Below are 14,096 nucleotides of genomic sequence, written 5' to 3'. Positions count from 1 at the left end.
GTGGCTGAAATTCTCAACCCTGAACGGATCCTGCCGGTCGCGGATCTGGCCGATTCCCGCCTCGACGAGTACCTCCGGCTCTCCGAAGCGAACCTGCGTATGCGCACTGACGTGGAAAACGGGCTCTACATTGCCGAGAGCACCAAAGTGGTGCAGCGTGCGATCAACGCCGGCCACGTGCCGCGCAGCTTCTTGCTCGCCGAAAAGCATCTGGACCAGCTAACCGAGGAGTTCAACCGTTTCCCAGACGCGCCGATTTTCATTGGGGATGATCGGCAGCTCCAGGATCTGGTCGGCTTCCACTTGCACCGCGGCGCCATGGCAGCGATGAATCGTCCCGAACCGCTGGATCTGGACGAAGTGCTTGAAGCCAGTTCGCGCGTTGCCATCTTGGAAGACATCGCCGACCATACTAACCTCGGCGCAATTATCCGTTCGGCTTCAGGGCTCGGCGTTGACGCCGTGCTGCTCACCCCCAAATGCGTGGACCCCTGGTACCGTCGCAGCGCCCGCGTCTCAATGGGGACGGTCTTCGACCTTCCTTGGGTACGCATGCTGTCGTGGCCAGAGGACATCCAGACCTTGAAGAGGCATGGCTACGAGATGCTCGCCATGGAACTGACCGAGGACGCGATCCCGCTAAACGAAGTAGAGATCAAGTCTGGCCAGAAGGTCGCCATGATCTTGGGCAACGAAGGCAGGGGAGTTACCGATGAAGCTCTGGCCGCCGTTGACCGGACCGTGATCATCCCTATGTACCGCGAAGTGGATTCCCTGAATGTTGGTGCCGCTAGCGCAATTGCATTCTGGCATTTGTGCTCCGCGCCACGCTAAGAAGGTTTCTGCCGCCGCCGCTTTTGCGATAGGATGGACTGTCTGTGCATTGAGGTCTCTTCATGGAGCCCTGAATGCGGGACACAATTTCCGAGTAAGTAGCTACTGGCAAAATCCAGTGGCCATAAACAAAAAAGGTGTATAGCTATGAAGGCTGATATCCATCCACAGTACGGCCCAGTTGTCTTCAACGACCTGGCATCCGGCGAGAAGATCCTGACCCGTTCGACCGCTAAGTCGGACAAGACCATCGAATGGGAAGATGGCAACACCTACCCAGTAATCGACGTCGAAATCTCGGCAGCTTCGCACCCGTTCTACACCGGCAAGCAGCGCATCATGGACACCGCTGGTCGTGTCGAGCGCTTCAACGCCCGCTTCAAGGGCTTCGGCGGCAAGAAGTAATACTTCGCCCCTAGCAAGCTTTCGCGGCGTGTTTCCAGTATTTGGAAACACGCCGCTGCTGCTTTAACAGCACACCTGTCCATCAGTGACTGAAAAATGTTTTCACGGAACCGTCTAAGAGGATTCGTTTTTCGCGCCACGATACGCATCGCGGCATCTTGGCAGTTTACTGGATGCGCCAGTGACTGAAAAATATTGTCAGCAGCGTCCGCCCCAGCGTCTTCCGGCTCAATAGCCGTCGGGGCGGCAGGAGATGACTGAAAAATGCTCTCACTTAACTGACTAGGAGGATTCCTTTTTCGCGCCGCGATGCGCTAGTGGCATTTTGGTAGTCGTCTCGATGCGCCAGTGACTGAAAAATATTGTCAGCAGCGTTCGCCCCAGGGTCGTTCGGCGCAATAGCCGTCGGGGCAGCCGGGGATGACTGAAAAATGTTTTCACGGAACTGTCGTAGAGGTCCCGTTTTTGGCACAGCGGTGCGCATCGGGCATTTTGGCAGTTGCCTGGAGGCGCCATTGACTGAAAAATATTGTCAGGAGCGTTTGCCCAGAGCTTTTCGGTGCTATAGCCGTCGGGGTTTCCAGTGGCGGCTGAATAAGGATTCGCTGACTCGTCGAAGCAGACGTCTTGGCCGCACTGCTCCGAGCAACTGGCTCCATCGCCGTTGCGTGAATGGTGTTATTGGTGGTGTGGAGGTGCTGGTGACTGAAAAATTCTGTCACCCAAAAACCGGTCAATCGGGATAGCGTCCTCAGCCTGTTTCCTTCTGGCCGTCATCTGGCGGCGATTCAGGACCGGGATCCTCGTCTGGAATGTCGACGCGAGGCTTGAGCCCAAGTACCCTGCGTACTTCTGCCGTGAGTCGAATATGCGGCAAAGGAATGACCTTAGGGCGCTCTGGGCAATGATCATTTACATGATCGAATTGGTCCACACGCTTGACGCTTTCCGGAATAACGAGTGCGCTCAGCCCGTGTGGAGTCACCCACATCTTGGATCCGTCAGGACGCGGAACGACTTTCCAACCCAATGCATGCTTGAACATTTGATGCTGCTTGCACAGCAGATGCGTATTGTCCCTGGTCGTATGCCCTCCGTGAGCCCAGCCATTTATATGGTCAATCTCGGAGCGGTCAGCTGGACGGCGACAGCCGGGGAAGCAGCAATGCTCATCGCGGTGCCGTAACAGATCCTTGAGGCTCTGCGAGGGCCGGTAGCGCCTTCGCTCGACATCTATCGCGGCGCCAGTCCATGGGTCGGTCAGCACGCGCTGGAACGAAGGCGCATCCTTTGCCAACACCAATGCGACCCCCAGTGGGATGGGGCCGTAGCCTTCCAGGTCAGCCACGGTCCTTGTAGGATCCGCCAGCATTTCCACCGCGGGAATCGTGATGGATACCCGTGGCTTGAGGGGCGTGCCTTCCCGGTCCGGCCAGCCGTTGAGGATGATGTCTGCAAAGGCGTCCGCTTCTATTTGCTCCCGGGTGCGGGGATCCTGCGGATCGTTATGCTGATCAGCTAGCCACTTCACGGAGTTCTTGATGGAATGAATCACTGCGGCACTGTTGTAGTACTTGAGGGTGGACATGCCATTTTCGTTATCCCATAGCGTGAGCTTGCGATTCTTTTCAGACTTCTTGTGCCTTTGTTCGGCGGCCTCCGGGCACATCCTGTCATGGAACCGGCGTGCGCGTTGGTATATCGCGTCATCAGACGCAGTCTTCGCCATGGGCAACAGCACGCGTTGCATCTGCATGATTTGTTCGGGGAGCAAGTCCTGCGAATACTTCACGATGTCATGCGCTGCCTTGGGCGTGATCTCTCCTGCAGCCAGAGCCGTGAGGGTTTCCTTGCAGGCGTAGCGAAGACCCTTGGCATAGAACATCCGCTTGCCTACCATGCGAGGGGTCTCACGCAGCGCGACAGCCGCTTCTGCGATGAAGTTGGAGTTGATGACCTGGTCACTGCCGCGGTCAACGCCATAGTATTGAGCACTTTTCCGAGCCTCGCGTTCCTCCTCCTCGGTAGTGGTCCCCGCGGTGGCGATCATATCGGCAAATGATTCACTGACTTGTTCTACTGAATCGGCCAGCAGCACAGATGTCATTGCATCGAGGGTGCTCTGAATGCGCTGGATTTTCTTCAGCCGTTCGAGGGCGTCGTCGGGGCCATTGAGCGGGCCCGCGTCGTAGAGCTCATCTGCCAATTGCTTCAGCGGACCATGGAACAGGTGATGTTCGAGATGGTCGCTGAATAACGAATCCTTGTGGGATTCTGTGCGAGTGCCAGCTGGGGGCAACGGTAGACGATGTTCATCATCGTCGTCATGGATGAAATCGGGTATAGCCATAGTTAATTATCCTGCCGGCAACAGACAGTTTGGCCCGGAAATCCGCGGAATGTGGAAGTATTCTCGAATATTTATTCGATTGTTATCCGGCGTCGAATGTTGCCACTGCGAACCACCGAATCCGGGGGCGCGTGGATTCGACTAGTGGGTGGCCGGGGATAGAATGAAACCATGAAGCATCATGGTGAATACAAGGTAGTCGGTGGCAAATTAGTCGTTGTAGATCTGGATACTTCCGATGGCGTGATCACCGAAGTGTCATTGAATGGCGACTTCTTCCTGGAACCAGATGATGCACTCGATGACTTGAATGATGCGCTACGCGGTTTGCCAGCGGACGCCAGCCACAGCACCATACGCAATGCGGTAACCGACAATCTGCGTGAAGGCGCAGTGATGTTCGGTTTTGACGAAGACGCCATCGCGCGCGTCGTCCGCCGCGCGCTGGGACACGCCACCAAGTGGGAAGACCACGAGTGGGAAGTCCTGGGCCCGGAGATCATTCCAATCACCGAGCAAGTGGCGCTGGATGAGGTGCTGACCCGGCAAATCGCCAAGGGGACCCGCAAGCCGACCATCCGCTTCTGGGACTGGAGCGAAGGCGCCGTCGTGATCGGCTCCTTCCAGTCGCTGAAGAACGAAGTGGACATGGAGCAAGCCGAAAAGCACGGCATCCAGGTGGTTCGCCGCATTTCCGGAGGCGGCGCGATGTTCATGGAAGCTGGCAACTGCATTACCTACTCGCTCTACGCTCCTGAATCCCTGGTGGACGGCATGAGCTTTGCCGATTCCTACCCGTACCTGGACGCCTGGGTGATGGAAGCGCTGGAAAGCATCGGCCTGGAAGCGTACTACAAGCCGCTGAACGACATCGCGACCCCTGCCGGCAAGATCGGCGGCGCAGCGCAAAAGCGCCTGGCCAACGGTGCGATGCTGCACCACGTCACGATGAGCTACGACATCGACGCGGAGAAGATGACCCAGGTGCTGCGCATTGGCCGGGAGAAGATCTCCGACAAGGGGATCACCTCAGCGGTCAAGCGTGTGGATCCGCTGAAGTCGCAGACAAAGCTGGATCGCATGGAGATCATCAACGTCATGATGGACACCTTCGCCAAGCGCACCGGGGCCAAGCCGGCACAGCTGGATGCCGAATCCCGTCTGGCGGCGAAGGAATTGGCCGAGGCCAAATTCGCTACCGCGCAATGGACCGCGCGGGTTCCGTAGCGAGCCAAGATCCAAGGGCCTGTTCTCGATCAAGTTCGAGGCCAGGCCCTTGTTTTGCTTGAGGCCATGGTTGCTGTGGCCCTGCCATCTCCGCTGGGCCGGCCGGGTTCGGCCGCAGGGCAGACCCGCACTGGAACCAGTTGCGCCACCGGCAACGGCCTGCGGCTCTTGGCCGGCCCGCTGCGTGGATAAGCAGCGGGCCGGCTTCGGAGGGCCAGCGCCTAGCGGCTGGTGCGGCTGTAGGCCTGGGCCTTCAGCGAGCGTTCCAGTTCTGCGCGTTCCTCAAGCAGGATGCGCTTGAGGGCGGCCGGTGCGCTCTCATGGCGTTCCAGCCAGCTGGTCGCGGTAGCCAGTGCATGGTTCTGCTCGATGGCGCCCTGGAGATCCTGGTGCCCTGGATACAGCCCCTCGATCACGCGCGTGGCGAATTCCATGCCCATGGTCTCGAAGACCGGCAGGATCGCGGCCCAGTAGCGTTGCTCGAACGGTGCCAGCAGGGCGGAGGAACCCATGGTGAAGCCCAGCGCGGTGGCCGAGAGGGCATCGTTGGACAGCTCCCCGTGTTCATCGCGCGCCATCAGCACGGTGTCGAAAGCGGTGTCCTTGGCCTGCGGGTCCGGGCGCGCCGCCAGCGCGGTGCGAACCGAATTCTGCGCCACGCTGGTGGGGTTGGCCTTGGCCGCTTCGTGCATGGACGCCTCGGCGGCCTCGTCGAGCCGGCCGGAAGCGGCCAGCGCGATGTAGGAACCCCACAGCAGCTGCTCATCGACGGTGACCTGGTAGGCATTGGGCTGCTCGCCCAGGAAGGCGTCGAGCACCTCCGGAGCCACGCCGGCACGGGCCAGGCGAACCAGGGTGCGCGCGGTGGTGGTCTGCTGGTCTCCGCCGGCCTCGAACCGGGTGAGCCACCCGGTGAGGGTTGCGGCGGCCTTCTGGCGCAGCTCCGCGCGCAGCTCGGGGGCAACGTACTTGGAAATCGAGGTGGCCAACTGGTCGGTAAGCACCCCGAAGACGCCCGCGTCGGTGACGGCGTGCGCGTGATCGAGGATCGCCTGCACGTAGCTTTGCGCATCCAAGGTGGCCGAACGCACCGCATCCCACAGCGACGCCCAGCAGGTGGCGCGGGGCAGCGAGTCGCCCAGGCCCGAGAGGTGGCCGAGCAAGGTGGCACGCGAAACCGGGTCGAATTCGATCAGCGCATAGGTCTCATCGCCGTCGTTGGGCAGCAGCAGATCCGGGATCCGGCGTCCGACCAGGAAGTCCAGGGCCGCCGATTCGCCGGAGAGCTCCACGTCCACCGAGTCGGTGCGCACCAGCTGGCTCCCGTCCAGCTGGTAGGCGCCGACCGAAAGCACATGCGGGCGGGCGATCTTCTGCCCGGTGACCGGATCGGTGCCCGACTGGATCAGCGATGCCGCGGTGATGGTGCCGCCGGCATCGGTGGTGTACTCGACGTGCAGCTTCGGCACGCCGCTGGTCTTCAGCCAGGCATCCGCCCACTGGCCCATATCGCGGCCGCTGGCCGCTTCGAGCGCTTCGAGGAAGTCATCCAGCGAGGTATTGCCGTAGGCGTGCTTGCGGAAGTAGGCGCGGGCGGCGTCGCGGAAGGCCTCGGCGCCGACAAAGGCGGCCAGCTGCTTGAGCACGCTGGCGCCCTTGGCATAGGTGATGCCATCGAAATTCTGGTCCGCGGCCAGCAGGTCCGGGATGTCGGCCACGATGGGGTGGGTGGTGGGCATCTGGTCGGCCACGTAGGCCCAGGCCTTGCGGCGCGCCGCGAAGGTGGTCCACGCGGTGGTGAAATCGGTGGCTTCGTCGTTGGCCAGGGTGCCGATGTAGTCGGCGAAGGATTCCTTGAGCCACAGGTCATCCCACCACTTCATGGTGACCAGGTCGCCGAACCACATGTGCGCCATTTCGTGCATCAGGGTGTTGCCGCGCTGCTCGTACTGGCCTTCGGTGGCGTGCGAGGTGAAGACGTAGCGTTCGGTGAAGGTGACCAGGCCCGGGTTTTCCATGGCGCCGAGGTTGTACTCCGGCACGAACGCCGAGTCGTACTTGCCCCACGGGTAGGGGTAGTCGAACAGCTGGTGGTAGTAGTCCAGGCCCTGGCTGGTCAGCTTGATGATCTCGTCGCCGTCGAAGTGCCCGGCCAGCGAGGCACGGCAGGTGGCGGCCATCTCGATGCTCAGCTCTTCGCCGTCATCCAGCCGCTGGAGATGCTCGCCGCGCACCACGTGGTACGGTCCGGCCAGCACCGCGGTGATGTAGCTGGAGATCGGGGGAGTCGGGGCGCAGGCCACGGTCTTGGTGCCGTCATCGTGCAGTACCTCATCGACGATCGGCTGGTTGCTGGCCAGATGCCAGGCTGCCGGGCCGGTGAGGGTGAAGCGGTAGCTGGTCTTCAGGTCGGGCTGCTCGAAGCAGGCGAAGACCCGGCGCGCCTCGGAAGGCTCGAACTGGGTGTAGAGGTAGGTTTGGCCATCCTGCGGATCCACGAAGCGGTGCAGGCCCTCGCCGGAGCGCGAGTAGATCGCCCGTCCGGTGATCTTCACGGTGTTCGGCACGTCGGTGCGCAGCTGATCGAGGTAGATGCGTGCATCGAGCACTGCGGATTCCAGGTCGATCGCGGTGCCGTTGACCAGTACCTCGTCCACGGATTCGTGGATGAAGTCGATGAAGGCTGCCGGATCCTTGGAGCTGAAGTTCAGCGTGGTGATCGAGCTGAAGCTGGTGGCTGTGCGATCGGTGGCATTGGAAAGATCGAGCTGGACCTCGGCGAAGTGCCATTCGATATTCCGTGCGCGCCAGGCCGCTTCGTCGCGCCTGAGGTTTTCATTGGGTGCATAGCGTTGAAGTGTGTCCACCACCCCAGCTTAGCTGTGAAAGGAATGCTTTAGGGTTCTTTTTGCTAAACTTCCCGGCTCGCCAGCAGGGCGCGAATGCCGTGGAAGTGCTCGGAGATCAGCTGCCGGGCGGTTTCCACGTCCTTGGCGCGTACCGCGTCGAGGATATCGCGGTGGTCCTGGGCGGTCTTGGCCGGCTGGGTGATTTCCAGATCGGAGTCGATCGCATCGTAGATGGTGCGGTAGACATCCCAGAACACTCCGAGCAGGTTGGTCAGCAGCTGGTTGCCCAGCGGCTCGAAGAGGATGCGGTGGAAGGCCTTGTCCTGCTCGACGAAGGTCTCCTCGCGCGCCGCGTGCTGCTCCATCTGGCTTACGCACTGCTCCAAGGCCTCCAGGTGCTCGTCGGTGACCGCGCGGATGGCCAGGCCGATCAGGCCGGTTTCCAGTGCCTGGCGGACATCGACCAGCTCACTGGCCTCATGACCATGGTGGCGCAGCGACATCTGCCCGCGGAAGGCGAGGGAGTCATGCAGGGCGTTGAGGTTTTCCTGGGCCACGAACATACCGAAACCGTGGCGGGTGTCGATGATGCCCAGGGCCTGGAGCACCTTGATCGCCTCGCGCAGGGAGTTGCGCCCCACACCCAGCTCGGCCATGAGTTCCTGCTCGGTGGGCAGCGGGTCCCCGGGCAGCAATCCGCGTTCCAGGATCAGCGCGGTGATGTCATTGGTCAGCGCGCGCAGGCGGGCACGGGCATCTGATCGGCGGGCTGGCATCGTGCTCAACGGATCCTGCTTTCCTCGGCGGGCGGAGAAGTTCATGTGACGCAGTTGACCATGCGGCGTGACGTCCACTACAGTCTAGACCATAGATCGGACATCCTACGTCCTACAACACTCACTCATTTTCCTGGAGGTGGCAAGAATGGCTTTGAACGAAGTAGCCAACAAGCCCTTTGCACGACGAGATTTCCTGAAGATCACCGGCATGGTTGGCGCTGCTGCGGCATTCTCGGCCAGCCTGGCCGCCTGCTCCCCAGGAGCCAGCGGTGGCGCGGGCAGCACCGCAGCTGCCGGCACGGGCACCATCGAGGCAGGCATTTCCTACGCCCTGTCCACCGGTTTCGACCCGATGACCTCCTCCGGCGCGACCCCGTTCGCGGCCAACATGCACATCTTCGAAGGCCTGGTGGACCTGCACCCGGCCACCCGTGAACCGTACCTGGCGCTGGCAGCGGCGGAGCCGAAGCAGATTGACGACACCAGCTGGGAAATCACCCTGCGCGACGGGGCCACCTTCCACAACGGGGAAGCGGTCACCATCCAGGACGTCGTCTACTCCTTCGAGCGGGTGCTGGACACCGGCAACGCCTCGTTGTTCGCCCAGTTCATCCCCTTCATCAAGTCGGTGAAGGCCAAGGACGAGAAGACCGTGGCGTTCACGCTGAACTACGCCTTCCCGCTGTTCCCGACCCGCATCTCGGTGGTCAAGATCGTGCCGAAGGCCGTGGCTTCCAAGGACCAGGCCGCCTTCGACGCCGCACCGATCGGCACCGGCCCGTACAAGCTGGTCTCGGCCACCAAGGACGACAAGATCGTCTTCGAGAAGTTCGAGGACTACAACGGCAAGTACCCGGCGACCGCCAGCGGCATGACCTGGTTCCTGCTCTCCGATGCGGCGGCCCGCGTGACCGCCATGGAATCGGGCCGCGTGCAGGCCATCGAGGACGTTCCGTACCTGGATATGGACCGCCTGGCTTCGAAGGCCACGGTGAAGAGCGCCGATTCCTTCGGCCTGCTGTTCCTGATGTTCAACTGCGCCAAGAAGCCATTCGACAACGCGCTGGTCCGCCAGGCACTGCACTACGGCCTGGACACCGAGTCGATCATCAGCACCGCGTTGCTGGGCAACGCCAAGGCTGCCAGCTCCTATGTGCAAGAAAGCCACCCGCAGTACATCAAGGCGGATACGGTCTACGGCTACGACGAGGCGAAGGCCGCGGCGCTGCTGGCCGAAGCCGGCGTGGACAAGCTGGAATTCGAGCTGCTGACCACCGACACCTCGTGGGTCAAGGACATCGCCCCGCTGATCCTCGAATCCTGGAACAAGATCCCGGGCGTGAAGGTCACCATGAAGAACCTGCAGTCCGGCGCGCTGTACACCGACAACGTGGACAGTGGCACCTTCTCGGTGGTGGCCGCCCCGGGCGACCCATCGGTCTTCGGCAACGACCTGGACCTGCTGATGAGCTGGTTCTACCGAGGCGATGTCTGGCCGAAGAACCGCTTCCGCTGGAACGATGCACCCGAATACAAGGAGCTGCAGAAGCAGCTGGACGCGGCCATCCAGACCGATGATTCGAACAAGGCCATGGCGGCGTGGGGCAAGGCGATCAACATCGTCGCCGACCAGGCCCCGCTCTACCCGGTGCTGCACCGCCAGCTGCCATCGGCCTGGGACGAAAACGCGCTGGAAGGCTTCGAACCGCTGCCAACCACCGGCATCTCCTTTGTCGGCGTGAACCGCAAGGCCTAGCTGGCCCCGGCCCCGCGCAGCAGGCCGGGAGGCACGGCACCCACGCCGTGCCGCCCGGCCCGCACAGCGCAATGACCTGCACACTTCGATACTCGACGGAGCTACTCCATGGGGAATTTCCTCAACCTGCTCTTACGCCGCCTGGCCGCGCTGCCGGTGATGGTCCTTGGCATCTCCGCCATGGTCTTCATCATCATGAAGCTGGCCCCGGGCGATGAAGCCACCTCCGCGCTGGGCGAGGGCGCCTCCGAGGCCGCCAAAGAGGCCTACCGCGAGGAACGCGGCCTGAACGACGCGCTGGTGGTCCAGTACATCAGCTTCATCGGCCGGCTCATCCGCCTGGACTTCGGCCTGACCACCCCGCCGGCCCAATCGGTCTCCCAGATGATCGCCGGCGCGTTCCCGCTGACCTTGCAGCTGACCTTCCTGGGCGTGGTCATCGCCGTGGTCATCTCGCTGGCCTTCGGCCTGCTCGGTGCGCTGTACCGCGATGGCTGGCCGGACCAGCTGGTCCGCATCTTCTCCATCGCGGCGATCGCCACCCCGTCCTTCTGGCTGGGCATCCTGCTCATCCAGTGGTTCGCCCTGGGTTCCAGCCCGCTGTTCCCCTCCGGGGGAGCGGCCCCCGAAGGATCGGGCCCGGGCACCTGGCTGCTGCATATGGCGCTGCCGGCCCTGGCCCTGGCCATCCCGGTCTCCGCCTCGCTCACCCGCGTGGTGCGCACCTCGATGGTCGAGGAACTGGACCGCGACTACGTGCGCACCGCCATCGGCAACGGCGTGCCGCGCGGCGAAGTGATCTCCAAGAACGTGCTGCGCAACGCCCTGGTCACCCCGGTGACCGTGCTCGGGCTGCGCATCGGCTACCTGCTGGGCGGTGCAGTGGTCATCGAGATGATCTTCTCCCTGCCCGGCATGGGACAGCTGATCATGAACGGCATTACCAACAAGGACACCAACCTGGTCCAGGGCGTCACGCTGACCATCGCGATCACCTTCGTGCTCGTGAACATCATCGTCGACTTGCTCTACCTGCTGATCAACCCGCGAATTAGGACGGTGTAGGGATGAGCATCATGGCCCCACGCAACAACCTCGTGAACCGCCTTTCCGAGTCCGGCGCCCGCTTCAAGGCGCTGCCGGCAGGCTCCAAAATCGCCTTGGCCTTCCTGCTGGCCATCGCCGCGGTGGCCCTCTTCGCCCCGCTGATTGCCCCGCACGACCCGCTGGCCACCGGAATCCCGGCGCAGAAGCCGAGCGCCGAGCACTTCTTCGGCACCGACCGGCTGGGCCGCGACATCTACTCGCGCCTGCTCTTCGGCGCCCAAGCCTCGCTGCTGGTCGGCCTGGGGTCGGTGGCGCTGGCACTGGTCATGGGCGGGCTGCTCGGTGCGTTGGCCGCCACCAGCGCCAAATGGGCCAATGAGACGATCATGCGCATCATGGACATGGTGATGGCCTTCCCGGGCATCGCCCTGGCCGCCGCGCTGCTGGCTTCGCTGGGCAACACCTTGCCGGTGATCATCTTGTCCATCGCGATCATCTACACCCCGCAGATCGCCCGGGTGGTCCGTGCCAACGTGCTGGCCCAATGGGGCGAGGACTATGTGCGCGCCGAACGCGTGATCGGCGCCGGGCGCTTCTACATCCTGGGCACCCACGTGCTGCGCAACTGCGCGGCCCCGGTGATGGTCTTCGCCACCGTGATGGTGGCCGACGCCATCATCCTCGAAGCATCCCTGTCCTTCCTCGGTGCAGGCATCCAGGATCCGGCCCCGAGCTGGGGCAACGTGATCTCCTACGGCCGCACCCTGGTGCTCAACGGCGCGTGGTGGGCGACCACCTTCGCCGGCCTGGTGATCCTGCTGACCGTGCTGGCGCTGAACATGCTGGCCGAAGGCATGACCGATGCGCTGGTGAACACCAAGGGCTCGGCCAGGAAGCAGGCGAAGAAGAACGGCGAGCCTGCGCTGGCCAAGGCCAAGGCGGCCGCGGACCCGCAGGCCGCCGAGCGGCTGCGCGGGGAACTGGACCTGCTGGCAGCGGCCGAGGCCCAGCGCACCGACCGCCTGGTGCTCGATACCTCCCGGGGCGCGCCGCGCACTATCCTGGAGGTCAAGAACCTGTCCATCCGCTTCCCGGAGCGCTACGGGGACACCCCGATCGTGCAGGATGTCTCCTTCGCGGTGCGCGAGGGCGAAACCATGGCGCTGGTGGGCGAATCCGGCTGCGGCAAGTCCATCACCTCGCTGGCCATCATGGGGCTGCTGCCGGGCAGCGCCCGGCTCTCCGGTTCCATCACCTTCGAGGGCAGGGAACTGCTGCCGGCCACCTCCGATGGCGGCACCCGGGCCGGGGACGACAAGGTCTACAAGGGACTGCGCGGCCAGCAGATCGCGATGGTCTACCAGGACGCGCTCTCCAGCCTGAACCCCTCGATGCTCATCGGCGACCAGTTGCGCCAGCTCACCCGCCGCGGCGGACGCAAGACCCCCGAGGAATTGCTCGCCCTGGTCAAGCTGGACGCCAAGCGCACCCTGCGCTCCTACCCGCATGAGCTCTCCGGCGGCCAGCGCCAGCGCGTGCTGATCGCCATGGCCCTCTCGCGCAGCCCCAAGCTGGTGGTCTGCGACGAGCCGACCACCGCGCTGGATGTCACCGTGCAGAAGCAGGTGGTCGACCTGCTCAACGAGCTGCGCGAGCAGCTGGGCTTCGCGATGGTCTTCGTCTCCCACGACCTGGCACTGGTGGCCTCGCTGGCCCACCGGGTCACCGTGATGTACGCCGGCCAGGTGGTGGAGTCCGGTCCGATCAGCGAGGTGCTCACTGACCCGCATCACGAATACACCCAGGGCCTGCTCGGCGCGGTGCTCTCCATCGAGTCGAAGGCTGAACGCCTGCACCAGATCCCGGGCACCGTCCCCAGCCCGTACGATTTCGCCGCCGGCGACCGCTTCGCCGAGCGTTCGCAGCGTGCCGGCGCCGACCCGGACCAGCACCTGTCCTTCGTCCCGGTGGACGCCGGCAGCGAGCACCGCTGGGCCAGCCACCAGGGCAATGGCAGCCACCTTCAAGGAGCCAGCAAATGAGCAACGCGATCATCGAGCTGCAGGATATCCACGTGCACCACAAGATCCGCGGCGGCAAGCTGTTCTCCCCGCGCCTGATCAAGGCCGTCAACGGGGTGGACTTCGCGGTGCGCCGCGGGCAGACCGTGGGCATCGTGGGCGAATCCGGTTGCGGCAAGTCCACCCTGGCCTCGGTGCTGGTGGGACTGCAGGAACCCACCAGCGGGCAGGTGCTGTTCAACGGCAAGCCGGTGGGCAAGCGCAACGCCGCAGGCCGCAAGGAGTTCGGGCGCAGCGTGGGCGTGGTCTTCCAGGACCCGGCCACCGCGCTGAATCCGCGCATGTCGATCATGGACACGCTCACCGACCCGCTGCGCGTGCATGGCATCGGCAGCGATGCTTCGCGCAAGGCCAAGGCGCTGGAACTGCTTGAGGTGGTGGGCCTGCCGGCTTCGGCGGCCTCGGCCCTGCCCAGCCAGGTCTCCGGCGGCCAGCGCCAGCGCGTGGCCATCGCCAGGGCGCTGGCCCTGGAACCTGCGGTGATCGTGGCCGATGAGCCCACCAGCGCGCTGGATGTCTCGGTGCGGGCGCAGGTGCTGAACCTGCTCACCGACCTGAAATCCGAGCTGAACCTGGGCATGGTGTTCATCTCCCACGATATCCAGACCGTGCGCTATGTTTCGGACACCATCTGCGTGATGAACTCCGGGCAAATCGTCGAGCGAGGCGATGCCGCACAGGTATTCGACGCGCCCACCAATGACTACACCCGCACCCTGTTGGGTGCTGCCCCGGCACTGCTGGAGCACTAACCAATCGCCGCAATTG

General features: G+C 63.3%; 11 protein-coding genes. 8 read left to right on the top strand and 3 right to left on the bottom strand.

The genetic code is table 11. The annotated features are described in order from the left end of the window. Positions 1-834: an RNA methyltransferase gene (locus tag ACIOU9_RS05305; RefSeq protein ID WP_105657801.1), complete on the top strand. Its 834-nt coding sequence runs from the start codon at positions 1-3 to the stop codon at positions 832-834. A gap of 147 nt (positions 835-981) precedes the next feature. Further along, positions 982-1,239 (top strand): type B 50S ribosomal protein L31, encoded by a 258-nt coding sequence (locus ACIOU9_RS05300; protein ID WP_013348950.1) that lies wholly within the window; start codon positions 982-984, stop codon positions 1,237-1,239. A gap of 751 nt (positions 1,240-1,990) precedes the next feature. Here ACIOU9_RS05300 and ACIOU9_RS05295 read toward each other — a convergent pair. After that, the gene (locus tag ACIOU9_RS05295; RefSeq protein WP_332595113.1) at positions 1,991-3,589 is read right to left on the bottom strand and encodes a DUF222 domain-containing protein; all 1,599 of its coding nucleotides are present in this window, start codon (positions 3,587-3,589) and stop codon (positions 1,991-1,993) included. Between the two features lie 171 nt (positions 3,590-3,760). Between ACIOU9_RS05295 and ACIOU9_RS05290 the strand changes: the two genes are divergently transcribed. Further along, positions 3,761-4,816, top strand: coding sequence for a biotin/lipoate A/B protein ligase family protein (locus ACIOU9_RS05290; RefSeq protein WP_400342360.1), 1,056 nt, complete (start codon positions 3,761-3,763; stop codon positions 4,814-4,816). Between the two features lie 66 nt (positions 4,817-4,882). Beyond that, positions 4,883-5,008 (top strand): hypothetical protein, encoded by a 126-nt coding sequence (locus tag ACIOU9_RS05285; protein ID WP_286172100.1) that lies wholly within the window; start codon positions 4,883-4,885, stop codon positions 5,006-5,008. A 29-nt stretch (positions 5,009-5,037) separates the two neighbouring features. On the opposite strand, the gene pepN is transcribed toward ACIOU9_RS05285, so the two are convergent. Further along, positions 5,038-7,683 (bottom strand): aminopeptidase N, encoded by a 2,646-nt coding sequence (gene pepN, locus ACIOU9_RS05280; RefSeq protein ID WP_402696204.1) that lies wholly within the window; start codon positions 7,681-7,683, stop codon positions 5,038-5,040. Positions 7,684-7,727: 44 nt separating this feature from the next. Next, entirely contained in the window at positions 7,728-8,486 is a 759-nt protein-coding gene (locus tag ACIOU9_RS05275; protein WP_286172099.1) for a FadR/GntR family transcriptional regulator, read from the bottom strand. A gap of 103 nt (positions 8,487-8,589) precedes the next feature. Between ACIOU9_RS05275 and ACIOU9_RS05270 the strand changes: the two genes are divergently transcribed. From ACIOU9_RS05270 to ACIOU9_RS05255, 4 genes are all read left to right on the top strand, one after another. Beyond that, the gene (locus ACIOU9_RS05270; protein ID WP_402696202.1) at positions 8,590-10,200 is read left to right on the top strand and encodes an ABC transporter substrate-binding protein; all 1,611 of its coding nucleotides are present in this window, start codon (positions 8,590-8,592) and stop codon (positions 10,198-10,200) included. Positions 10,201-10,308: 108 nt separating this feature from the next. Continuing rightward, entirely contained in the window at positions 10,309-11,265 is a 957-nt protein-coding gene (locus ACIOU9_RS05265) for an ABC transporter permease (RefSeq protein ID WP_332488901.1), read from the top strand. 2 nt (positions 11,266-11,267) lie between these two features. Further along, on the top strand, positions 11,268-13,289 hold the full coding sequence (locus tag ACIOU9_RS05260) for a dipeptide/oligopeptide/nickel ABC transporter permease/ATP-binding protein (protein ID WP_402696200.1): 2,022 nt from the start codon (positions 11,268-11,270) through the stop codon (positions 13,287-13,289). Beyond that, on the top strand, positions 13,286-14,080 hold the full coding sequence (locus ACIOU9_RS05255) for an ABC transporter ATP-binding protein (RefSeq protein ID WP_105657809.1): 795 nt from the start codon (positions 13,286-13,288) through the stop codon (positions 14,078-14,080). Before ACIOU9_RS05260 ends, ACIOU9_RS05255 begins: the two co-directional genes overlap by 4 nt. The last annotated feature ends 16 nt before the right edge of the window (positions 14,081-14,096 follow it).

Source organism: Glutamicibacter sp. NPDC087583 (assembly GCF_044743685.1).
GTDB lineage: Bacteria > Actinomycetota > Actinomycetes > Actinomycetales > Micrococcaceae > Glutamicibacter.
Note: the sequence above shows the minus strand (reverse complement) of the source record. Positions and strands in the feature narration are given on the sequence as shown.